The following is a 23,079-nucleotide window of genomic DNA, read 5'->3' as shown; positions in this document are numbered from 1 at the left end:
AAAACTGTTGCAAAAAAAAACGCCCCGAACCAGTCGGGGCGTGATTGTTGTGCGGCACTGCGGTTAGGTCTTCCATGCGGCCGCAGTGGCCGTGTACTCGGTGCTTAGTGGAACTGCTCTTCTTCGGTCGAACCGGTCAGCGCAGTCACGGACGAGGTGCCGCCCTGGATCACGGTGGTCATGTCGTCGAAGTAGCCGGTGCCCACTTCCTGCTGGTGCGCCACAAAGGTGTAGCCTTTGGAGGCGTCGGCAAATTCCTGCTCCTGCAGCTTCACGTAGGCGGTCATGTCGTTGCGGGCGTAGTCGTGCGCCAGGTTGAACATGCTGTGCCACATGTTGTGAATGCCAGCCAGGGTGATGAACTGGTGCTTGTAGCCCATGGCCGACAGTTCGCGCTGGAACTTGGCGATGGTTGCGTCGTCCAGGTTCTTCTTCCAGTTGAAAGACGGCGAGCAGTTGTAGGACAGCAGTTGGTCCGGGTATTCCTTCTTGATCGCTTCGGCGAAGCGACGGGCTTCGTCCAGGTCCGGCTTGGCGGTTTCGCACCAGATCAAGTCAGCGTACGGCGCGTAGGCCAGGCCGCGAGCGATGGCCTGGTCAAGACCGGCGCGAACTTTATAGAAGCCTTCCTGGGTGCGTTCGCCGGTCACGAATGGCTGGTCGTACGGGTCGCAATCGGACGTCAGCAAGTCAGCCGCGTTAGCGTCGGTACGGGCCAGGATGATGGTCGGCGTACCGGCCACGTCGGCAGCCAGGCGCGCAGCAGTCAGCTTCTGTACGGCTTCTTGGGTCGGTACCAGTACTTTGCCGCCCATGTGGCCGCATTTCTTCACCGATGCCAGTTGGTCTTCGAAGTGCACGCCGGCAGCGCCAGCCTCGATCATGCTCTTCATCAGTTCGTAGGCGTTCAGTACGCCGCCGAAACCGGCTTCGGCATCAGCCACGATCGGTGCGAAGTAGTCGATGTAGCCTTCGTCGCCCGGGCCTTTGCCGGCTTTCCACTGGATCTGGTCGGCACGGCGGAACGAGTTGTTGATGCGCTTGACCACGGTTGGCACCGAGTCCACCGGGTACAGCGATTGGTCGGGGTACATGGATTCAGCGGAGTTGTTGTCCGCTGCCACTTGCCAGCCGGACAGGTAGATCGCCTGGATGCCGGCTTTCACCTGTTGGACTGCCTGGCCGCCAGTGAGGGCGCCCATGCAGTTGACGAAATCTTTCTCGGGACGGAAGGACGGCTTGGCACCCTGGGTGACCAGCTTCCACAGTTTCTCGGCGCCGAGTTTTGCAAAGGTGTGCTCAGGTTGAACCGAGCCACGCAGGCGGACGACGTCAGCAGCGGAATAAGCGCGGGTTACGCCTTTCCAGCGTGGGTTTTCAGCCCAATCTTTTTCAAGGGCTGCAATTTGCTGTTCGCGTGTCAGTGCCATGGGGAAAAACCTCGTCGCGTCTTTTATGGAAAATCTACTAGGTTGAAAATTCCGTTTGCCTACCACGTAATCAGTGCGTGGTTATGGCTGCTCGCTGACCAGAAGCTTAGGCGGTCAAGTCAGGTTTGGCGGGGAAGGCGACGGGATGAACGCGTTGCGAGAGGAGGAGTTGAGCAGGTAAGGGCGAACTGCGAACGGTCTTCGGGCATCGTGGGCCTTTGTACGGTTCATCAGTGTGTAGCCGGGTTACCTGGTTAGCTTCCGTCCCTCGGGACAACTTCGTTCCAGTCGCAACCTCGTCAAACACACCTTGTGGGCGGTACAGACACGAATCGGCTCAGGTGGGTAACGTTTAGAGCGGCGATCCGAAGGCCCTTGCCAGGGCCCCTGATTAGCGGGAGCGAGGCCATCATGCCCAGGCTTTTTGGGATCGTCAAATGTTTTGTAGTGCTTATTTTAAAGCACTACATCTTTAGTCTAAGACGACTCATCAGTCAGTTTTTGGTGCTTCAGTTCAGGGTGTCGACCTTGACCCGTAAAGTCAGGTCGTCGCGGCCCTGAGTAGAGTAGTTGCGGGTTGTAGAGGATTTGTCGGCTTGGGTCTCACGGTTGATGCCGGCCAGCGGGATCCACTCCCCCAGGCGGCCGCTGACTGTTGTGTCGGTGCTTTGCACGTTCACTACATCAGGACGTTCTTGGCTCATACGGTCACGGTTGGTGCTGATCGCCAAGTGTACGGTCTCGCCGGTAACGCTGGCGGTCACGTAAAAGCCCTGGGTGACGTTGCGATACTGGGTCTGGTTTTGCAGGCGGCCATAGCTGTCCTGCTGCGTCGTGGTTAGAGGTACGCTCTGGCCCACCTGGATCAGTGCGGGCACGCCTTCGCTGGCTTGGATCTGCTGGATGCCGCCATCGCGGCTGGCGGTGCCGTAACTGATGATGCGGGTCTGGCTGTCGCCGCTGTTCTGCTGATTGTTTTCGTTGGTGTCGACGGTGATCAGCAGGCGTTTGGCGGGCGTGTCCAGCTGCGCGAGCAGTGCGCGCAACCCCTCGATCTTGTCTGGGTCAGCTTTCACAATCAGCTGGTTGCCGTAGGCGCTGACGCTGCCGTCCTTGCCGATGAAGTTCTGCGCCACCGGCAGCAGGTCGGCGCTGGTGCGATTGCTCAGGTTGACGACTGCGGTGTCGGCGATTGCCCAGGTGCTGGCAGTCAGGAGGAGGGCGGTGAGCAGGGTGCGTAGGGACATGTCCGTTATCTCTGCGAGTCATTTAGCGTGATAGTGCCAGTTTGTCGGCCTGGCAGGTCGCAAGTTGAATCTTAGACGGCAAAATGCCCTGGCAGGCAGGGCATTTTGGGTGTTGCTGATGGCGCTATCGCAGGTCTCGGATCAGCCCTCGCGCACCATATCCACATGCGGAATCCCAACTTCAAGTCCTATCGCAGGTCTCGGATCAGCCCTCGCGCACCATATCCACATGCGGAATCCCAACTTCAAGAAACTCATCACTGACGATCTTGAAGCCTAGCCGCTCATAAAACGGCGCCGCATACACCTGCGCACTCAGGAACTGCTTGGTCTGGCCGCGTTGCTCGGCCAGCCCAATCACGGCTTCCATCAGCTTGTCGCCGACCTTCAGCCCGCGCCAGTCCTTGAGTACCGATACGCGGCCGATTTCGCCGCTGGGCAGCAGGCGCGCAGTGCCAATCGGAAAGTCGCCTTCGAACGCGAGAAAATGCACCGCGTCGGCGTCGTCCGAATCCCACTCCAGCTCAGGTGGAACCGATTGTTCGGCGATAAATACCGCTTCACGAATGCGCCGAATCTCAGCGATATCCTTTTGCCAGTCCGCGACACTTACGTGAATCTTATTCATCGGCAAATCCCAGGCTTCCTTGCTTGACCAGTTCGCACAGCAGGTCGCGGCCATCTTCGTCTGCGAGCCATGCGCCAAGGTTTTCGCTGTGCAATGCATCCGCCGAGCACACCAGCTTCAGCAACTCGCGCAGCTTGCCTGGCAGGTAACGGCTCTGGCCGCTGGCAAACAGCAGTACGTCGTCGTCGACTTCCGACCACGCCATGCGCGCGCTTGGGTTGCGCACCAGAATCGCGCCGCCTTCCAGGCTGCTGAGGAAGTCTTCTTCGCCCAATTCTTCGCCCGCCACCAGTTCCGGGTAGCGCGGCTCGGTCATGAACTGGCCGAACCAGGTCAGCAGCATGCGCTCATCGCTCATGTGCTCGGCCAGCAGGCTTTTCAGGCGGTCGAGCGCGTCGCCCAGGATCTGGTGCGGGTCGCTGACCGGCTGGGCGTCGGCGTCGGTGTAACGCTCTTCGTCCGTCAGGTATTGGCTGAGGAAGTCGGTGAAGTGGGTCAGCACTTCAGCGGCGCTCGGCGCGCGAAAGCCGACCGAGTAGGTCATGCAGTCATCTTCGGCAATGCCGAAGTGCGCCAGGCGCGGCGGCAGGTAGAGCATGTCGCCCGGTTCCAGCACCCATTCTTCACTTTGTTCGAATTCGGCGAGGATGCGCAGGTCGGCGTGTTGCAGCAACGGGCTTTCGGAGTTGCACATCTGGCCGATCTTCCAGTTGCGCTTGCCTTGGGCTTGCAACAGGAACACGTCGTAGTTATCGAAGTGCGGGCCAACGCTGCCGCCGGGTGCGGCGAAGCTGATCATCACATCGTCGATGCGCCAGCTTGGTAGGAAGCGGAAGTGCTCCAGCAGCTCGGCCACTTCCGGCACGAACTGGTCGACGGCCTGCACCAGCAGGGTCCACTCACGCTCCGGCAGGGTGCTGAAGGCGTCCTCGGCGAACGGGCCGCGGCGCAGCTCCCACGGGCGCTCGCCGTGTTCGATCACCAGGCGCGATTCGACTTCCTCTTCCAGGGCTAAGCCTGCCAGTTCGTCGGCGTCTATCGGGCTTTCGAAATCAGGGATGGCCTGGCGGATCAGCAGCGGTTTTTTCTGCCAATAGTCGCGCAGGAACTCGCGTGCCGTGATGCCGCCCAGAAGTTGAAGAGGAATATCAGGATTCATGTGTAACCTATTGAAAGAAAGCACTTTTAAGACAGGAATAAAAACGCCCGGCGCGGCCGGGCGTCTCAAGAGGGCTTGCGCTACATCAGATGCGTTTGGCTTGGGCCACCGCGTTGCCGATGTAGTTGGCCGGGGTGAGCAGTTTCAGCTCGGCCTTGGCGGCGGCTGGCATATCCAAGCCGTCGATGAAAGTTTGCAGTGCTTCAGGGCTGATGCCCTTGCCGCGCGTCAATTCTTTCAGCTTCTCGTAGGGGTTTTCGATGTTGTAGCGGCGCATCACGGTCTGGATCGGCTCAGCCAATACTTCCCAGCACGCATCCAGGTCAGCGGCGATTTTCTGCTCGTTGAGTTCCAGCTTGCTGATGCCTTTGAGGCTGGCTTCGTACGCGATCACGCTGTGAGCAAAGCCCACACCGAGGTTGCGCAGTACGGTGGAGTCGGTCAGGTCGCGCTGCCAGCGGGAGATCGGCAACTTGCTGGCCAGGTGCTGGAACAGGGCGTTGGCGATGCCGAGGTTGCCTTCGGAGTTTTCGAAGTCGATCGGGTTGACCTTGTGCGGCATGGTCGAGGAACCGATTTCACCGGCAATGGTGCGCTGCTTGAAGTAGCCCAGGGAGATGTAGCCCCAGATATCGCGATCGAAGTCGATCAGGATGGTGTTGAAGCGCGCAATGGCGTCGAACAGCTCGGCGATGTAGTCGTGCGGTTCGATCTGCGTGGTGTACGGGTTGAAGCCCAGGCCCAGCTCGTCTTCGATGAAGGCGCGGGCATTTTCTTCCCAGTCGATTTCCGGGTAGGCCGAGATGTGGGCGTTGTAGTTGCCCACGGCGCCGTTGATCTTGCCCAGCAGCGGTACAGCGGCCACTTGAGCGATCTGGCGCTCCAGGCGGTACACCACGTTGGCCAATTCTTTGCCCAGGGTGGTCGGCGAGGCCGGCTGACCGTGGGTGCGCGACAGCATCGGCACGTCGGCGAAACGGATCGCCAGTTCGCGGATGGCGTTGGCGGTCTGGCGCATCAGCGGCAGCATCACCTCATCACGGCCTTCGCGCAGCATCAGGGCGTGGGACAGGTTGTTGATGTCCTCGCTGGTGCAGGCAAAGTGGATGAACTCGCTGACCTTAGCCAGTTCCGGCAGCTTGGCCGCTTGCTCTTTGAGCAGGTATTCGATGGCTTTAACGTCGTGGTTGGTGGTGCGCTCGATCTCTTTCACACGCTCGGCGTGCTCCAGGGAGAAGTTTTCCGCCAGGGTGTTCAGCACGGCGTTGGCCTCGGCGGAAAACGCCGGCACTTCGCTGATGGCAGGGTGAGCGGCCAGGCGCTGGAGCCAGCGCACTTCAACCATAACACGAGCACGGATCAAGCCGTATTCGCTGAAAATAGGGCGCAGGGCCTGGGTTTTGCCGGCGTAGCGGCCGTCTACAGGGGAAACCGCAGTGAGCGAAGAGAGCTGCATGGGGTGTTCTCGGACAGTCGGGCAACGAAATGGGGCGCGTATCATACATGAAAAAATCCGCCGGTCCGTTGCCAACTGACCGGCGTATTACGCGTGAGGCTATAAAAATCGGGTTGCTGCGACTTATTCGTTGCGCATCAACGGGTAAAGCTCTTTAAGCAATTTGCGCCGGCTGATCACCAGCTGCCAGCGATGACCGCCCAACTGCCGCCACAACCGTGCCGAACGAATACCGGCCAGGAGCAGGGCGCGGATTTTCGAGGCGTTGTTAGGTTGCTGCAGGTTGCGCATGTCGCCGTGCACCTGGATCCGTTGGCGCAAGGTGCTCAAGGTGTCCTGGTACAGCGCGCCACAGGCGGCAATCACGTTTTCGTGAGCCGGACCGAAGTGTTCCACTTGGGATTGGATCTGCGGCAGGCGTTTGCCGATGGTTTCCAGCATGTCCTCGCGCTTGGCCAATTGGCGCTCCAGGCCGAGCATCGACAGGGCGTAGCGCAAGGGCTCGCGCTGCAGGGTGCTGGGGTCGCGCTCCAGCGCGCCAATCAGCGCGCGATAGCCTTCACGCAGTGTCAGATCGTCGCCGCCGTAGACTTCCAGGGTGTCCTTGGGGTCGCGGATCAGCAGGCTGCCGAGCATGCAGGTCAGGCCCGCCTCGGTGACCTGGCCGGTCTTGGCGATCTTGTCGACCAGCACCGCGGCTAGGAAAACCCCGCCCAGTGCGGTCAATTGCTCCTGGGTCGGGCTCATGCTGGGTTGCTCCAGGCTTCGGCGACTTCAATCACGCCGCCGCCCAGGCAAATTTCGCCGTCGTAGAACACCACGGACTGGCCAGGCGTGACCGCGCGTTGCGGGTCATCAAAGGTGGCGCGATAGCCGTTGGCAGTTTTTTCCAGGGTGCAGGGCTGGTCGCTTTGGCGATAACGCACTTTGGCGGTCAGGCGGCGTGGGGTGCTCAGGTCGATCGGGTTGACCCAATAGATCTCGGAAGCGAGCAGGGCGCCGGAAAACAGCAGCGGGTGTTCATTGCCTTGGCCAACGATCAGCACGTTGTTCTCAAGATCCTTAACCAGCACGTACCACGGCTCTTCACCGGCGTCTTTCAAGCCGCCGATGCCCAGGCCCTGGCGTTGGCCGATGGTGTGGTACATCAGGCCATGGTGGCGGCCGATGACGTCGCCTTCAGTGGTCTTGATTTCGCCCGGCTGTGCCGGCAGGTACTGCTTGAGGAAGTCGCTGAAGCGGCGCTCGCCGATAAAGCAGATCCCGGTGGAATCCTTTTTCTTGGCGGTGGCCAGGCCGTGTTTCTCGGCGATCTTGCGCACTTCGGGTTTTTCCAGCTCGCCCACCGGGAACAGGGTCTTGGCGATCTGTTCGCCGCCGACGGCGTGCAGGAAGTAGCTCTGGTCCTTGTTCGGGTCCAGGCCCTTGAGCAGTTCGGTGCGACCGTCGATGTCGCGACGGCGCACGTAGTGGCCAGTGGCGATCAGGTCGGCGCCGAGGATCATGGCGTAGTCGAGGAACGCCTTGAACTTGATTTCGCGGTTACACAAGATGTCCGGGTTCGGCGTGCGGCCGGCCTTGTATTCGGCCAGGAAGTGCTCGAACACGTTGTCCCAGTACTCGGCGGCGAAGTTGGCGGTGTGCAGCTTGATGCCAATCTTGTCGCAAACGGCCTGGGCGTCGGCCAGGTCGTCCATGGCGGTGCAATATTCCGTTCCATCGTCTTCTTCCCAGTTCTTCATGAACAGGCCTTCCACCTCATAACCCTGCTCCATGAGCAGAACGGCGGAAACGGAAGAATCCACGCCGCCGGACATACCGACGATGACGCGCTTCTTTTGTGTGTCAGAAGGGGCTGGATCACGCATAGGGTTTCAACGGGTGTCTTGAAAAAGGACGCGATTCTAGCAGGCTCGCGCCCGCAAGGCTAAAGAGAAGGGCGGATCAATTCCAGACTGTGGCGCACACCTGCCAGATAATCATCGATGCAGCGGATGATCAGCTCGCTGCGCCAGTCGTCGCGCAGGGCCATTAGCTCATCACGGGTCAGCCAGCGGGCGCGCACGATGCCTTCGTCGAGCTGGTAGTGCGGGTGGTGTTTCAGGGGCTTGCCGATGAAGCACACGCGCTGATAGGTCACGCCATTGCTGGGTGCGGTGTACAGGTAGATCCCGACGATGCCGGTGGCTTCCACGTCCCAACCGGTTTCTTCGAGGGTTTCACGCACGGCGGCCTCGGTCAGGGTTTCATGCGGGTCCAGGTGGCCGGCCGGCTGATTGAGCACGGCGCGCCCGCCCTTGAGCTCTTCGACCATCAGGAAGCGGCCGTTGTCTTCGACAATGGTGGCGACGGTGATGTGGGGTTGCCAGGTCATAAAGCGGCCTCAAGTTGGGGGTGGCTGGAGAAACCCAATCAAATCGGTGCTGGGCACAACAAGGAAGCGGCCGTTGTCTTCGACAATGGTGGCGACGGTGATGTGGGGTTGCCAGGTCATAAAGCGGCCTCAAGTTGGGGGTGGCTGGAGAAACCCAATCAAATCGGTGCTGGGCACAAACAGAAACCCCGGCACGGGGCCGGGGCTTCTTTGCATCCTTACAACCTTACTTCAACTTGGCAATCGCCGCGTTGAGGGTGTCGCTTGGGCGCATGGCTTTGCTGGTCAGCTCTGGGCTCGGCGCGTAGTAGCCGCCGATATCCACTGGCTTGCCCTGTACGGCGTTCAGTTCGGCAACGATGGTCGCCTCGTTGTCGCTCAGGGTTTTGGCCAGTTCGCCGAACTGCGCTTGCAGTGCAGTGTCTTCGGTCTGGGCGGCCAGGGCTTGAGCCCAGTACAGCGCCAGGTAGAAGTGGCTGCCGCGGTTGTCGATGTTGCCGACTTTGCGCGATGGCGACTTGTTGTTGTCGAGGAACTGGCCGGTGGCCTGGTCCAGGGTCTTGGACAGCACCAGGGCTTTCGGGTTGTTGTAAGTAACACCCAAATGCTCAAGGGAAGCTGCCAGGGCCAGGAACTCGCCCAGGGAATCCCAGCGCAGGAAGTTTTCTTCAACCAGTTGCTGCACGTGTTTCGGTGCCGAACCGCCGGCGCCGGTTTCGAACAGGCCACCGCCGTTCATCAGCGGCACGATCGACAGCATCTTGGCGCTGGTGCCCAGTTCCATGATCGGGAACAGGTCGGTCAGGTAGTCGCGCAATACGTTACCGGTCACCGAGATGGTGTCCAGGCCCTTGCGGGTACGCTCCAGCGTGAACTTCATCGCGTCGACCGGCGACATGATGCGGATGTCCAGGCCGTCGGTGTTGTGGTCTTTGAGGTAGGTCTGAACCTTCTCGACCACGACGCCGTCGTGCGCGCGCTGTGGGTCCAGCCAGAAGATGGCCGGGGTGTTGCTGGCACGGGCACGGTTGACGGCCAGCTTGACCCAGTCCTGGATCGGCGCGTCCTGGGTCTGGCACATGCGAAAGATATCGCCGGCTTCGACTTTCTGTTCCATCAGCAGGTTGCCCTTGCTGTCGGTGACGCGGACAACGCCGTCAGCCTTGACCTGGAAGGTCTTGTCGTGGGAACCGTACTCTTCGGCTTTTTTCGCCATCAGGCCAACGTTTGGCACGCTGCCCATGGTGGTTGGGTCGAAGGCGCCGTTGGCTTTGCACTCTTCGATCACCGCCTGGTAGATGGTGGCGTAGCAGCGATCCGGGATCACAGCCTTGGTGTCGTGCAGTTGGCCGTCGGTGCCCCACATTTTGCCGGAGTCACGGATCATGGCCGGCATCGAGGCGTCGACGATGACGTCGCTCGGCACGTGCAGGTTGGTGATGCCTTTGTCGGAGTTGACCATCGCCAGCGATGGGCGAGCGGCGTAGACCGCTTGAATGTCAGCTTCGATCTGCGCTTGTTGATCGCTAGGCAAAGCCTTGATGCGAGCGTACAGGTCGCCGATGCCGTTGTTCAGGTTGAAGCCGATCTGTGCAAGCAACGGGGCGTGCTTGGCCAGGGCGTCTTTGTAGAACTCGGCAACGATCTGGCCGAACATGATCGGGTCGGAGACCTTCATCATGGTGGCTTTCAGGTGAACCGACAGCAGCACGCCTTGTTTCTTGGCGTCTTCGATTTCAGCGGCGATGAAGCTGCGCAGGGCTTTTTTACTCAGCACGGCGGTGTCGATAATCTCGCCGGCCTTTACCGAGGTCTTTTCTTTCAAGACGGTCGCAGTGCCGTCTTTGGCGATCAGCTCGATCTTCACGGCGTCAGCGGCTTCGATCTGTACGGCTTTTTCGCTGCCGTAGAAGTCGCCGTTGTTCATGTGCGCGACGTGCGACTTGGAGTCGGCAGCCCAGGCGCCCATTTTGTGCGGGTGCTTGCGCGCATAGTTCTTGACCGACAGCGGTGCGCGGCGGTCGGAGTTGCCTTCGCGCAGTACCGGGTTCACGGCGCTGCCCTTGACCTTGTCGTAACGTGCGCGGGTTTCTTTTTCCGCGTCGGTGGTTACGGTTTCCGGGTAGTCCGGCAGGGCGTAGCCCTGGGCCTGCAGTTCCTTGATCGCGGCTTGCAGCTGCGGGGTCGAGGCGCTGATGTTAGGCAGCTTGATGATGTTGGCTTCAGGCGTAACGGCCAGGTCGCCCAGTTCGGCGAGGTGGTCCGGGATAGCCTGTGTACCCAGTTGCTCGGGGAAGCTTGCGAGGATGCGCGCGGCGAGGGAGATGTCGCGGGTTTCCACAGCAATATCAGCGGAAGCGGTGAAGGCCTCTACGATAGGCAGCAGTGAATAGGTGGCGAGGGCTGGGGCTTCGTCGGTGAAGGTGTAGATGATCTTCGAGCGGGTGGGCATATTCGGATTAACTCTCTTCTTTGCTGAAAGCGTGCGCAGAAACTCGAGATGCGCCGGGTGGAGCGCGTTCGTTCAAAGTCATCCATGAGCGAAATGTCGAGGTTTCTTCGCGGTGATGTTGGGTTGCATCAGTCGAGCGTCAAGCGGGTGGGCTATTGTAATAGCCCTGCTTTCTGGCTGAAGGCTACTGTCTAGAGCGGTCAGCGGTCGTGACTCTTGGGTCAGCGGCGGCATTATACATAGGTCGCTATGCTTACGCCGAGCCTTCATACAAAAGGTGTGTCGTCCATTGGTCTAAAGGTCGCAGGGGCCCAAGTGCTACCAAAGTCGCACGATGTGCTCAAGATTGGCGATTTTGCCTTTGCTTTCAGGCTTGTAGGCGACTAAATATGCTGTTTTCGATGCAAATGAGCATGGCGCGAGGTTTCAGTCGCCATTTATCTGGAGTAGGCTCGAACGCAGCCAGATGTTCAATCCATAGATGGAGTTCAGCATGGGATACAAGAAGATTCAGGTTCCGGCAGTCGGCGACAAAATCACCGTCAATGCAGACCATTCTCTCAATGTTCCTGACCAACCGATCATCCCTTATATAGAAGGCGACGGTATTGGCGTCGACATCAGCCCGGTGATGATCAAGGTGGTCGACGCAGCTGTTGAAAAGGCCTACGGCGGCAAGCGAAAAATCTCCTGGATGGAGGTTTACGCCGGCGAGAAAGCGACTCAAGTCTACGATCAGGATACCTGGCTGCCCCAGGAAACCCTGGATGCGGTCAAAGATTACGTGGTTTCCATCAAGGGGCCGCTGACCACACCGGTCGGTGGTGGCATTCGTTCGCTGAACGTGGCCCTGCGCCAACAACTCGACCTGTATGTTTGCCTGCGCCCGGTGCGTTGGTTTGAAGGCGTGCCCAGCCCGGTCAAGAAACCTGGCGACGTCGATATGACTATCTTCCGTGAGAACTCCGAGGATATTTACGCCGGTATCGAATGGAAGGCCGGCTCGCCGGAAGCGATCAAGGTGATCAAATTCCTCAAGGAGGAAATGGGCGTCACCAAGATCCGTTTCGACCAGGATTGCGGGATTGGCATCAAGCCGGTCTCCAAAGAAGGCACCGAGCGCCTGGTGCGTAAAGCCCTGCAATATGTAGTGGATAACGACCGTGATTCGCTGACCATCGTGCACAAAGGCAACATTATGAAGTTCACCGAAGGTGCCTTCAAAGAGTGGGCCTACGGTATCGCCGAGAAAGAATTTGGTGCGACCTTGCTCGATGGTGGCCCTTGGATGCAGTTCAAGAACCCGAAGACCGGCAAGAATGTGGTGGTAAAGGACGCTATTGCTGATGCCATGCTCCAGCAGATTCTGCTGCGTCCGGCCGAATATGACGTGATCGCCACCCTTAACTTGAATGGTGACTACCTCTCCGATGCCCTGGCGGCGGAAGTGGGCGGTATCGGTATTGCGCCGGGTGCCAACCTGTCGGATACCGTGGCCATGTTCGAGGCCACCCATGGCACGGCGCCCAAATACGCAGGCAAGGACCAGGTAAACCCGGGTTCATTGATTCTGTCGGCAGAAATGATGCTGCGTCATATGGGCTGGACTGAAGCGGCAGACTTGATCATTAAAGGCACGAATGGCGCCATTTCGGCCAAGACCGTGACCTACGACTTTGAGCGCTTGATGGAGGGTGCCAAGTTGGTGTCGTCGTCTGGCTTTGGCGATGCGTTGATTTCGCATATGTGAGTCTAAGGCTATAAAAAAACCGGCGATCCTGAAGAATCAGGACAGCCGGTTTTTTTTGAGTTGCTCAAGCGCTGATCAGGCCGTTTGTTTCTGTTTTGAAGGGGTAGCCTTTAGTTCCTTTTCGTGGGTTTCGTCGTGGGCCTTTCCAGGTTCGGCCGCGCATGCTGCGCAAATTTCGACAGCGTGCAGGCCTTTGGGGCCCTGAATGATGTCAAACTCCACCTTTTGACCCGCCTTCAGCGTCTTGTATCCCTCCATGGTAATCGCTGAGTAATGCGCAAAAAGATCCTCATCGGGATTTCCTTCGGCATTAATGAATCCATACCCCTTAGCATTGTTGAACCACTTGACCTTGCCGTTGATCTTGACGCCAGACATAACCATATCCCTCTGCACCAGACTCCATCACTGGAGTATCATCCAGTTTATCCGTCCTAACCCGAATAAATAAGGTTGACTGCGCGGACCTTTTTTACCCACTGTGGGCTCTATTGGTTGTAACACCGATTTGCCGATAGTCAAGGCGACCGTATAGTCAGAGTTGAAATTCCGGCAGGTCGCCCCCACCACTGTATTTGAACCACTGACGAACCTTTCTTTCCATGCATGCAAACAGCCAGATTCGACTAACATTCAATCAGGATCGCCCGGATCAGGAACATGACGAGGACGGCTCTGCAGGCATTGCTGTTCAGGAGGCGAAGCCCGCTCTACAGGCGCCGCCGATGTACAAGGTGGTTTTGTTCAATGATGACTACACACCGATGGATTTCGTGGTCGAAGTGCTCGAGGTGTTTTTTAACCTGAACCGCGAGTTGGCGACCAAGGTAATGCTGGCCGTTCACACAGAAGGACGGGCAGTATGTGGAGTGTTTACCCGTGACATCGCCGAGACAAAGGCAATGCAGGTCAACCAGTACGCCAGGGAAAGCCAGCATCCGCTACTCTGTGAAATCGAGAAGGACGGTTAACGCCGACCACTTGGGTATGAGGTGAAGCTATGTTAAACCGCGAGCTCGAAGTCACCCTCAATCTTGCCTTCAAGGAGGCTCGTTCGAAGCGTCATGAATTCATGACCGTCGAACACCTGCTGCTGGCACTTTTGGATAACGAAGCTGCCGCCACCGTTCTGCGTGCGTGCGGCGCCAACCTCGACAAACTCAAGCATGACCTGCAGGAGTTTATCGACTCCACTACGCCACTGATCCCCGTGCACGACGAGGACCGCGAAACCCAGCCAACCCTGGGCTTCCAGCGGGTATTGCAGCGCGCTGTGTTCCACGTACAGAGCTCCGGTAAGCGTGAAGTCACAGGCGCCAATGTGCTTGTGGCGATCTTCAGCGAACAGGAAAGCCAAGCGGTGTTCCTGCTCAAACAGCAGAGCGTTGCCCGTATTGATGTCGTCAACTACATCGCCCACGGTATCTCCAAAGTGCCTGGGCACGGCGATCATTCCGAGGGTGAGCAAGAGATGCAGGACGACGAGGGTGGTGAGTCTTCTTCTTCGGGCAATCCACTGGATGCCTATGCCAGCAACCTCAATGAACTGGCGCGCCAGGGGCGGATCGATCCGCTGGTGGGGCGCGAGCTTGAGGTTGAGCGTGTAGCGCAGATCCTCGCGCGTCGTCGCAAGAACAATCCGTTGCTGGTGGGTGAGGCGGGCGTGGGTAAGACCGCGATTGCCGAAGGCCTGGCCAAGCGCATTGTCGATAATCAGGTGCCTGACCTGCTGGCTAACAGCGTCGTCTACTCCCTGGACCTGGGCGCGTTGCTCGCCGGGACCAAGTACCGTGGCGATTTCGAGAAGCGCTTCAAGGCGCTGCTCGGCGAGCTGAAAAAACGCCCGCAGGCGATCCTGTTTATCGATGAGATCCATACCATCATCGGTGCCGGTGCGGCCTCCGGTGGGGTGATGGACGCCTCCAACCTGCTCAAGCCGTTGCTGTCGTCGGGTGATATCCGCTGCATCGGTTCGACTACGTTCCAGGAATTCCGCGGCATTTTCGAGAAAGACCGTGCCTTGGCGCGCCGCTTCCAGAAAGTCGACGTGTCCGAGCCTTCGGTAGAAGACACCATCGGCATTCTGCGCGGGCTCAAAGGGCGTTTCGAAGCGCACCACGGCATCGAGTACACCGATGAAGCGTTGCGTGCCGCTGCTGAGCTGGCATCGCGCTACATCAATGACCGGCACATGCCCGACAAGGCCATCGACGTGATTGACGAGGCGGGTGCCTACCAGCGCCTGCAGCCGGTCGAGAAGCGCGTGAAGCGCATCGACGTGCCTCAAGTCGAGGACATCGTGGCGAAGATCGCGCGTATTCCGCCAAAACACGTCAACAGTTCCGACAAGGAGCTGCTGCGTAACCTGGAGCGCGACCTCAAGCTCACCGTGTTCGGCCAGGATGCTGCCATTGACGCGCTGTCCACCGCGATCAAGTTGTCGCGTGCGGGCCTCAAGTCGCCGGACAAGCCAGTCGGTTCGTTCCTGTTCGCAGGCCCGACCGGCGTCGGCAAGACCGAAGCGGCGCGGCAGTTGGCCAAGGCCATGGGCATCGAGCTGGTACGCTTCGACATGTCCGAATACATGGAGCGTCACACTGTGTCGCGCCTGATCGGTGCGCCTCCGGGCTATGTCGGTTTCGACCAGGGCGGTCTGTTGACCGAGGCAATCACCAAGCAGCCGCACTGCGTATTGCTGCTCGATGAAATCGAGAAGGCCCACCCGGAAGTCTTCAACCTGCTGCTGCAGGTCATGGACCACGGGACCCTGACCGACAACAACGGGCGCAAGGCAGACTTCCGCAACGTGATCGTGATCATGACCACCAACGCCGGTGCCGAAACGGCCGCGCGGGCTTCGATTGGCTTTACGCATCAGGATCACTCATCCGATGCGATGGAAGTGATCAAGAAGAGCTTCACGCCGGAGTTCCGCAACCGCCTGGACACCATTATCCAGTTTGGTCGCCTCAGCCATGAGGTCATCAAAAGCGTGGTGGACAAGTTCCTTACCGAGCTTCAAGCGCAGTTGGAAGACAAGCGCGTGCAGCTGGACGTCACGGACGCGGCGCGCAATTGGCTGGCCGAAGGTGGCTACGACGCGGCAATGGGCGCTCGCCCAATGGCGCGACTGATCCAGGACAAGATCAAGCGGCCATTGGCCGAAGAGATCCTGTTTGGCGAGCTTGCCGACCATGGCGGCGTGGTGCACATCGACTTGAAGGACGGCGAGCTGACCTTCGAGTTCGAAACCACGGCTGAAATGGCCTGACAGCGGGCTGCAACAAAGCAAAAGGCGCCGAAAGGCGCCTTTTTGCTGTCTTGAAAACGATGGGGGTCAAATGTGGGGGCAGGCAAGTCAGCTCCCATTCTGTTGAAAACGATGGGGGTCAAATGTGGGGGCAGGCAAGTCAGCTCCCACATTGACACCTGAGGTGTTTGGGAAATAGCGCGCACACAAAAACGCCCGGCAGAACCGGGCGTTTTGTATTGACTTGATTAACGAGCGCGGTAAGTGATGCGCCCTTTGCTCAAGTCATAGGGCGTCAGCTCGACGCGCACTTTGTCGCCGGTAAGAATACGAATGTAGTTCTTGCGCATCTTGCCGGAGATATGCGCGGTTACGACGTGCCCATTTTCCAACTCCACACGAAACATGGTGTTGGGCAGGGTGTCGACGACAGTGCCTTCCATTTCGAAGCTGTCTTCTTTCGACATGCAGTAAAGCCCTCGGTATCCAGTGAATGGCCCGGTGCAACTGCGCCAGGCAAAAGCGGCGTGCATTGTGCCCGAAAAAGGGTGTTTAAGCCAAGGGGTTCTAGTTAAGCGTTACCCATCTTTGATTAATTAGTAGCTCGATGGGCCGATATTGGGTCTTGTAGTTCATCTTTTTGCAGTTTTTGATCCAGTATCCGAGGTACACCGCTTCCAATTCCTGGCGCAGGGCTTCGCCGATTTGCCACAAGATCGCAAAGCGTCCCAGGCTGCGGCGTTCTTCGGCCGGCTCATAGAAGGTGTAGACCGCCGACAGGCCATTGGGCAGCAGGTCGGTTACGGCTACCGCCAGCAGGCGCCCGTCCAGGCGGAACTCGTAGAAGCGCGAGAAGGGCAGGTCACGCACCAGAAACGTCGAAAACTGATCGCGGCTGGGCGGGAACATGTCGCCGTCGGCATGACGTTGCTCGATGTAGCGCTGGTAAAGGTCGAAATATTCTTCGCTGAAATGCGGCTTGGTGGCGGTGATTGTCAGGTCGGCATTGCGCTTGAGGATGCGTTTCTGATTGCGGTCCGGCAAAAATTGCGCAACCGGGATACGTGCCGGCACGCAGGCATTGCAATTCTGGCAATGGGGGCGGTACAGGTGGTCGCCGCTACGCCGAAAACCCATCTCGGACAGGTCGGAATACACATGCACATCCATTGGCTGGCTGGGGTCGAGGAACAGCGTGGTGGCCTGCTCGTCGGGCAGATAGCTGCAAGAGTGGGCTTGAGTGGCATAAAACTTCAAGCGCGCCAGCTCGGTCATGATCAACCCTCGGGGTAAGCTTTGAAATAAGTGTAAGCCACGTGCGCGGATGTCGCCTAGGAAACCCACGGTCCAGAGCTGGGTTGGTCCAAATGGTTATGCAAGAAAGCCGCGAACTCACTGCGTGGTATGGCGCGGGCGCCCAGGCTGTGCAGGTGGTCATTGGGCATCTGGCAGTCGATCAGCACGAAACCCCAGGCCTGCAACTGCCGCGTCAGTGTGGCGAAGCCGAATTTCGACGCGTTGTCGGCACGGCTGAACATGGATTCGCCAAAGAACAGTTGGCCCATCGCCAGGCCATACAGGCCGCCGACCAGCTCGCCCTGGTCCCACACCTCCACGGAATGCGCGTAGCCACGCTGGTGCAGCGCCAGGTAGGCGCTTTGGATGCCTTCGGTGATCCAGGTGCCATCGGCATAGCTGCGTGGCGCAGCGCACGCCTGGATGACGGCAGCGAAGTCCTGGTCGAAGGTGACGGTGTAACGCTGCTGGCGCAACAGTTTGCCAAGGCTGCGCGAGACATGCAGTTCGTCGGGAAATATCACCGTGCGTGGGTCCGGCGACCACCAGAGGATCGGCTGGCCTTCAGAGAACCACGGAAAGCAGCCGTGGCGGTAGGCCTGAACCAGCCGTTCGGCTGACAAATCGCCACCGGCGGCCAGCAGGCCATTGGGTTCACGCATGGCCTTGGCCAGCGGTGGAAAAGTCAGTGAGTCGCGTTGCAACCAGGTCAGCATGGCATCCAGGCTTACGGAAGGGGAGGGGAGTGGCGGGTATGTCACCTGCCGCGCGAGGGGTGATTATTGTCGACACAGCGCTGTGGGACCAGCCCGAATCGGGTATTCATCAGGATTAGCGTGAGCGCGTGTTGCTGCAACTCTGCCCCGTACACGCGGTCGTAATCGGGTCTGGCGCATGCAGGCCATTTGCCAAGCTTGCCTGGATTGCTAAAAACAGCTCATAAGCCTTTGTCAGCAAAGACAATGCATGCTCAAATTGAACATGCTGTGACACTTCAATTGTCCAGGCTGCTGGCTGATAGGCAAGGGCGTGGCATCGCGGGCGCAAACCCGTACAATGCGGCCATTGTGGCGTTATCGCCATTTCACCCAGTCATCACCCAGTGTTAAAAGTAGATTCAACGACGTTCGTTCATTTTTCAGCTGCTCGGATTGAGCAGTAGTGTGCAGTCATTCAACGATGGACGCGCTAAAGGCGCAGGAAAAGACCCGTTTTGAAGAAATCCGCCGCAACACCTAAAGCAGCAGTCGTGCCGGCCTGGCGCCAGCACCTGCACTACCGACTCAAGGAAGGGGCGCTGATCGCCATCGGCGCCCTGTGCCTGTTCCTGATGATGGCCTTGCTCACCTATGGCAAGGACGATCCGGGCTGGAGCCACAACAGCAAGATCGAAGACGTGCAGAACTTCGGCGGGCCTGCCGGCTCCTACAGCGCCGATATCCTGTTCATGGTGCTGGGTTACTTCGCCTACATCTTCCCGCTGCTGCTGGCGATCAAGACCTGGCAGATCTTCCGTCAGCGTCACGAGCCGTGGCAGTGGAGCGGCTGGCTGTTCTCCTGGCGCCTGATCGGCCTGGTGTTCCTGGTGCTGTCTGGCGCAGCGCTGGCGCATATTCATTTCCACGCACCTACCGGTTTGCCGGCGGGCGCAGGCGGTGCGCTGGGCGAAAGCCTGGGCGACCTGGCGCGCAAGACCCTGAACATCCAGGGCAGCACCTTGATGTTTATCGCGCTGTTCCTGTTCGGCCTCACGGTGTTCACCGACCTGTCGTGGTTCAAGGTGATGGACGTGACCGGCAAGATCACCCTCGACCTGCTCGAATTGTTCCAAAGCGCGGCCAACCGTTGGTGGTCGGCCCGCGTTGATCGCAAACGCATGGTTGCGCAACTGCGTGAGGTGGACACCCGCGTCAACGAGGTGGTGGCCCCGAGCACACCGGACCGGCGCGAGCAAGCCAAGGTCAAGGAGCGCTTGATCGAGCGCGAGCAAGCTCTGAGCAAACACATGTCGGACCGCGAGAAGCAGGTGCCGCCCGTGATCGCCCCGGCGCCGCCCAAAGCCCCCGAGCCGAGCCATCGCGTACAGAAAGAGAAACAGGCGCCGTTGTTTGTCGACAGCGCCGTGGAAGGCACCTTGCCGCCGATCTCGATCCTCGACCCAGCCGAAAAGAAACAGCTCAACTATTCCCCGGAATCCCTGGCGGCTGTCGGCCACCTGCTGGAAATCAAGCTCAAGGAATTCGGCGTCGAAGTTTCGGTGGACTCGATCCACCCAGGCCCGGTCATCACCCGTTACGAAATCCAGCCGGCAGCTGGCGTCAAGGTCAGCCGCATCTCCAACCTGGCGAAAGACTTGGCCCGTTCCCTGGCCGTGACCAGTGTGCGCGTGGTGGAAGTGATCCCCGGCAAGACCACCGTGGGCATCGAGATTCCCAACGAAGACCGTCAGATCGTGCGCTTCTCCGAAGTGCTGTCGACGCCGGAATACGACAACTTTAAATCCCCGGTCACCTTGGCCCTGGGCCACGATATCGGTGGTAAGCCAGTAATCACCGACTTGGCGAAAATGCCGCACTTGCTGGTTGCCGGTACCACTGGTTCGGGTAAGTCGGTGGGCGTGAACGCGATGATCCTGTCGATCCTGTTCAAGTCTGGCCCGGATGACGCCAAGCTGATCATGATCGACCCGAAGATGTTGGAATTGTCGATCTACGAAGGCATTCCGCACCTGCTCTGCCCGGTGGTCACCGACATGAAGGACGCCGCCAACGCCCTGCGTTGGAGCGTGGCCGAGATGGAACGCCGCTACAAGCTGATGGCGAAGATGGGCGTACGTAACCTGTCGGGCTTCAACGCCAAGGTCAAGGAAGCCCAGGACGCCGGTACGCCGCTGACCGACCCGTTGTACAAACGCGAAAATATTCACGACGAAGCGCCGCTGCTGGTCAAGCTGCCGACCATCGTGGTGGTGGTCGACGAATTCGCCGACATGATGATGATCGTCGGCAAGAAGGTTGAAGAACTGATCGCACGTATCGCCCAGAAGGCACGTGCTGCCGGTATTCACTTGATTCTCGCGACTCAGCGGCCGTCGGTGGACGTGATCACCGGTCTGATCAAGGCCAACATTCCTACGCGCATGGCGTTCCAAGTTTCCAGCAAGATCGACTCGCGCACCATCATCGATCAGGGCGGCGCCGAGCAACTGCTGGGCCACGGTGACATGCTCTACATGCCGCCGGGCACCAGCCTGCCGATCCGGGTTCACGGCGCGTTCGTTTCCGATGACGAAGTACACCGTGTGGTGGAGGCCTGGAAACTGCGCGGCGCACCGGAATACAACGACGACATCCTCGCCGGTGTCGAAGAGGCCGGCAGCGGCTTCGACGGTGGCAGCGGCGGTGATGATGACGCTGAAACCGATGCGCTGTACGACGAGGCCGTGGCCTTCGTACTCGAAAGCCGTCGCGCCTCGATCTCCGCGGTGCAGCGCAAACTCAAAATCGGCTACAACCGCGCCGCCCGCATGATCGAATCCATGGAAAACGCCGGCGTCGTGACTGCAATGAACACTAACGGCTCGCGCGAAGTCATCGCCCCCGGGCAGATGCGCGACTGATCACGTGCCGCGTGGCAACACGCGGCACGCCCTAACGACTCAATGAGGATTCCCATGCGTCTTATCCGCATGCTGTTGTTGCCAGCCCTGGCCCTGACCGCTGTTTCGGCTCACGCCGACCCCGCTTCCGTGGCCAGCCTGACCAACCTGTTGGACAAATCCAAGACCCTGACCGCGCGCTTCTCCCAGTTGACCCTGGATGGCGGCGGCACTCAGTTGCAGGAAACCGCCGGTGAAATGGCCGTGCAGCGCCCAGGCCTTTTCTACTGGAAAACCGACGCGCCGAACGAGCAGACCATCGTGTCCGACGGCCAGAAAGTCACCCTGTGGGACCCTGACCTGGAACAGGCGACCATCAAGAAACTCGACCCACGCCTGAACCAGACCCCGGCGCTGTTGCTGTCGGGCGATGTGTCGAAGATCAGCGACAGCTTCGAGATCACCTCCAAGCAAACCAGCAACGTGATTGAGTTCACCCTCAAGCCCAAATCCAAGGACACGCTGTTTGACAGCCTGCAACTGTCGTTTGGCAACGGTGTGATCAACAACATGCGCCTGATCGACAGCGTCGGTCAGCGCACCGATATCCTGTTCTCCGCGGTCAAGGCCAACGGCGTTGTGGATGCATCCAAGTTCAAGTTCGTCATCCCCAAGGGTGCCGACGTGATCCAGGAATAACCTGCCGAGAGGTTTCAAGCGCTGCCCATGGATTTGTTTCGAAGTGACCCGATTGCTCAACCCTTGGCCGCGCGTTTGCGTTCGACCAACCTGGATGAGTACGTCGGGCAAGAACACCTGCTCGCTCGCGGCAAGCCTCTGCGCGAAGCCCTGGAGCAGGGTGCGCTGCACTCGATGATTTTCTGGGGGCCGCCGGGCGTGGGTAAAACCACCCTGGCGCGGCTGCTGGCGAAAGTCTCGGATGCGCACTTCGAAACGGTGTCGGCCGTGCTGGCCGGGGTCAAGGAGATCCGCCAGGCAGTGGAAGTCGCCAAGCAGCAGGCCGGGCAATACGGCAAGCGCACCATCTTGTTCGTCGACGAAGTGCATCGCTTCAACAAGTCGCAGCAGGATGCGTTTTTGCCCTATGTCGAAGACGGCACGCTGATATTTATCGGCGCTACCACTGAAAACCCCTCGTTTGAACTCAACAACGCTTTGCTGTCGCGTGCCCGTGTCTATGTGCTCAAGAGCCTGGACGAAGCGGCGATGCGCAAGCTGTTGCAGCGTGCGTTGAGCGAAGACAAGGGCTTGGGCAAGCGCCAGTTGAGCTTGAGCGACGAAGGTTTCAAGATTTTGCTGAGCGCCGCCGATGGCGACGGTCGGCGCTTTCTCAACCTGTTGGAGAACGCTTCCGACCTGGCCGAAGACAACAGCGAGATTGGCGTCGACCTGTTGCAAAGCCTGCTCGGCGACACTCGCCGGCGCTTCGACAAGGGCGGCGAAGCCTTCTACGACCAGATATCGGCGCTGCACAAATCCGTACGCGGCTCCAACCCCGACGGTGCGTTGTACTGGTTTGCGCGGATGATCGACGGCGGCTGCGACCCGCTGTACTTGGCGCGCCGCGTGGTGCGCATGGCCAGTGAAGACATCGGCAACGCCGACCCGCGCGCGCTGAGCCTGTGCCTCGCTGCCTGGGAAGTGCAGGAACGCCTGGGCAGCCCGGAAGGCGAGTTGGCGGTGGCCCAGGCCATCACCTACTTGGCTTGCGCGCCGAAAAGCAACGCGGTGTACATGGGCTTCAAGTCGGCTCTGCGCGCCGCCGCCGAACACGGCTCGCTGGAAGTGCCGCTGCACCTTCGCAACGCCCCGACCAAGCTGATGAAGCAGCTGGGCTACGGCGACGAATACCGTTATGCCCATGACGAGCCGGACGCCTATGCCGCCGGCGAAGACTATTTTCCCGATGAGCTGGAACCACAGCCGTTCTACCAGCCGGTGCCCCGTGGCCTGGAACTGAAGATCGGCGAAAAGCTCAATCACCTGGCTCAACTCGATCGCCTCAGCCCCAAACAGCGGAGAAAGTAGTGCTCAAGACGATTCTTGCCGTGTCCGTAGCCGGCATCGCTGGTACATTATTGCGTTTCGCCACCAGTACGTGGGTGAGCGCCAACTGGCCAAAGCATTTTTATGCGGCGACCTTGGCGGTCAACTTGGTGGGTTGTTTGATTATCGGGCTGTTGTACGGCTGGTTCCTGTTGCGCCCGGAAGTGCCGATTGAGATTCGCGCCGGCTTGATTGTCGGCTTTGTAGGCGGTCTGACGACCTTTTCATCCTTTTCACTGGATACGTTGCGCCTGCTGGAAAGCGGGCAAGCTCTGGTGGCCTTCGGGTACCTGGGCATCAGCGTGTTCGGCGGGCTGCTCGCCACCTGGGCCGGCCTGTCCTTGACCAAACTTTGATAAACGAGAGACCGAC

General features: G+C 59.3%; 20 protein-coding genes. 7 read left to right on the top strand and 13 right to left on the bottom strand.

Annotated features, from left to right (window positions below):
- Positions 1-104 precede the first annotated feature (104 nt).
- From aceA to GJU48_RS14160, 9 genes are all read right to left on the bottom strand, one after another.
- Entirely contained in the window at positions 105-1,430 is a 1,326-nt protein-coding gene (gene aceA / locus GJU48_RS14205; protein WP_094950621.1) for an isocitrate lyase, read from the bottom strand.
- Between the two features lie 509 nt (positions 1,431-1,939).
- Positions 1,940-2,677 carry a secretin N-terminal domain-containing protein gene (locus GJU48_RS14200; protein ID WP_094950622.1) on the bottom strand — a complete coding sequence of 246 codons (738 nt, stop codon included), beginning with the start codon at positions 2,675-2,677 and terminating at the stop codon, positions 1,940-1,942.
- Positions 2,678-2,882: 205 nt separating this feature from the next.
- Entirely contained in the window at positions 2,883-3,305 is a 423-nt protein-coding gene (locus GJU48_RS14195; protein ID WP_094950623.1) for a GNAT family N-acetyltransferase, read from the bottom strand.
- The gene (locus GJU48_RS14190; RefSeq protein WP_094950624.1) at positions 3,298-4,464 is read right to left on the bottom strand and encodes a ribosomal protein uL16 3-hydroxylase; all 1,167 of its coding nucleotides are present in this window, start codon (positions 4,462-4,464) and stop codon (positions 3,298-3,300) included. The genes GJU48_RS14195 and GJU48_RS14190 overlap by 8 nt, the downstream gene beginning before the upstream one ends.
- An 85-nt stretch (positions 4,465-4,549) precedes the next feature.
- Positions 4,550-5,920: an adenylosuccinate lyase gene (gene purB, locus GJU48_RS14185; RefSeq protein ID WP_094950625.1), complete on the bottom strand. Its 1,371-nt coding sequence runs from the start codon at positions 5,918-5,920 to the stop codon at positions 4,550-4,552.
- Positions 5,921-6,043: 123 nt separating this feature from the next.
- Positions 6,044-6,667 carry a high frequency lysogenization protein HflD gene (gene hflD / locus GJU48_RS14180; RefSeq protein ID WP_094950626.1) on the bottom strand — a complete coding sequence of 208 codons (624 nt, stop codon included), beginning with the start codon at positions 6,665-6,667 and terminating at the stop codon, positions 6,044-6,046.
- Entirely contained in the window at positions 6,664-7,788 is a 1,125-nt protein-coding gene (mnmA, locus tag GJU48_RS14175) for a tRNA 2-thiouridine(34) synthase MnmA (RefSeq protein ID WP_094950627.1), read from the bottom strand. Before mnmA ends, hflD begins: the two co-directional genes overlap by 4 nt.
- A gap of 59 nt (positions 7,789-7,847) precedes the next feature.
- Positions 7,848-8,294 carry an NUDIX hydrolase gene (locus tag GJU48_RS14170; protein WP_094950628.1) on the bottom strand — a complete coding sequence of 149 codons (447 nt, stop codon included), beginning with the start codon at positions 8,292-8,294 and terminating at the stop codon, positions 7,848-7,850.
- Between the two features lie 226 nt (positions 8,295-8,520).
- Positions 8,521-10,746, bottom strand: coding sequence for an NADP-dependent isocitrate dehydrogenase (locus tag GJU48_RS14160; protein ID WP_094950629.1), 2,226 nt, complete (start codon positions 10,744-10,746; stop codon positions 8,521-8,523).
- Positions 10,747-11,239: 493 nt separating this feature from the next.
- Here GJU48_RS14160 and icd point away from each other — a divergent pair, with 493 nt between their 5' ends.
- A complete protein-coding gene (gene icd / locus GJU48_RS14155; RefSeq protein ID WP_094950630.1) occupies positions 11,240-12,496 on the top strand; it encodes an NADP-dependent isocitrate dehydrogenase in 1,257 nt (418 codons plus the stop codon).
- A gap of 75 nt (positions 12,497-12,571) precedes the next feature.
- Here icd and cspD read toward each other — a convergent pair whose 3' ends face one another.
- A complete protein-coding gene (gene cspD, locus GJU48_RS25480) occupies positions 12,572-12,874 on the bottom strand; it encodes a cold shock domain-containing protein CspD (RefSeq protein WP_094950647.1) in 303 nt (100 codons plus the stop codon).
- Between the two features lie 224 nt (positions 12,875-13,098).
- On the opposite strand from cspD, the gene clpS reads away from it, so the two are divergent.
- On the top strand, positions 13,099-13,467 hold the full coding sequence (gene clpS / locus GJU48_RS14145; protein WP_060755656.1) for an ATP-dependent Clp protease adapter ClpS: 369 nt from the start codon (positions 13,099-13,101) through the stop codon (positions 13,465-13,467).
- 29 nt (positions 13,468-13,496) lie between these two features.
- Positions 13,497-15,767: an ATP-dependent Clp protease ATP-binding subunit ClpA gene (clpA, locus tag GJU48_RS14140; protein WP_094950631.1), complete on the top strand. Its 2,271-nt coding sequence runs from the start codon at positions 13,497-13,499 to the stop codon at positions 15,765-15,767.
- Between the two features lie 227 nt (positions 15,768-15,994).
- Here the strand turns inward: clpA and infA are convergent, their stop codons facing one another.
- The 3 genes from infA to aat all read right to left on the bottom strand — a co-directional run bounded on the left by infA (position 15,995) and on the right by aat (position 17,758).
- The gene (gene infA / locus GJU48_RS14135) at positions 15,995-16,213 is read right to left on the bottom strand and encodes a translation initiation factor IF-1 (protein WP_002553999.1); all 219 of its coding nucleotides are present in this window, start codon (positions 16,211-16,213) and stop codon (positions 15,995-15,997) included.
- A gap of 100 nt (positions 16,214-16,313) precedes the next feature.
- Positions 16,314-17,021, bottom strand: coding sequence for an arginyltransferase (locus GJU48_RS14130; RefSeq protein WP_094950632.1), 708 nt, complete (start codon positions 17,019-17,021; stop codon positions 16,314-16,316).
- Between the two features lie 56 nt (positions 17,022-17,077).
- The gene (gene aat, locus GJU48_RS14125) at positions 17,078-17,758 is read right to left on the bottom strand and encodes a leucyl/phenylalanyl-tRNA--protein transferase (protein ID WP_094950633.1); all 681 of its coding nucleotides are present in this window, start codon (positions 17,756-17,758) and stop codon (positions 17,078-17,080) included.
- Positions 17,759-18,255: 497 nt separating this feature from the next.
- Here aat and GJU48_RS14120 point away from each other — a divergent pair, with 497 nt between their 5' ends.
- From GJU48_RS14120 to crcB, 4 genes are read left to right on the top strand one after another with little or no spacing between them, the layout of a single operon-like run.
- A complete protein-coding gene (locus GJU48_RS14120) occupies positions 18,256-20,661 on the top strand; it encodes a DNA translocase FtsK (protein ID WP_094950634.1) in 2,406 nt (801 codons plus the stop codon).
- Between the two features lie 54 nt (positions 20,662-20,715).
- A complete protein-coding gene (lolA, locus tag GJU48_RS14115; protein WP_094950635.1) occupies positions 20,716-21,339 on the top strand; it encodes an outer membrane lipoprotein chaperone LolA in 624 nt (207 codons plus the stop codon).
- Between the two features lie 27 nt (positions 21,340-21,366).
- Positions 21,367-22,689, top strand: coding sequence for a replication-associated recombination protein A (locus GJU48_RS14110; RefSeq protein ID WP_094950636.1), 1,323 nt, complete (start codon positions 21,367-21,369; stop codon positions 22,687-22,689).
- Complete coding sequence (crcB, locus tag GJU48_RS14105; RefSeq protein ID WP_034120232.1) at positions 22,689-23,063, top strand: fluoride efflux transporter CrcB; 375 nt, start codon at positions 22,689-22,691, stop codon at positions 23,061-23,063. The genes GJU48_RS14110 and crcB overlap by 1 nt, the downstream gene beginning before the upstream one ends.
- Positions 23,064-23,079: the final 16 nt, after the last annotated feature.

Source organism: Pseudomonas sp. IB20 (assembly GCF_009707325.1).
Lineage (GTDB): Bacteria > Pseudomonadota > Gammaproteobacteria > Pseudomonadales > Pseudomonadaceae > Aquipseudomonas.
Note: the sequence above shows the minus strand (reverse complement) of the source record. Positions and strands in the feature narration are given on the sequence as shown.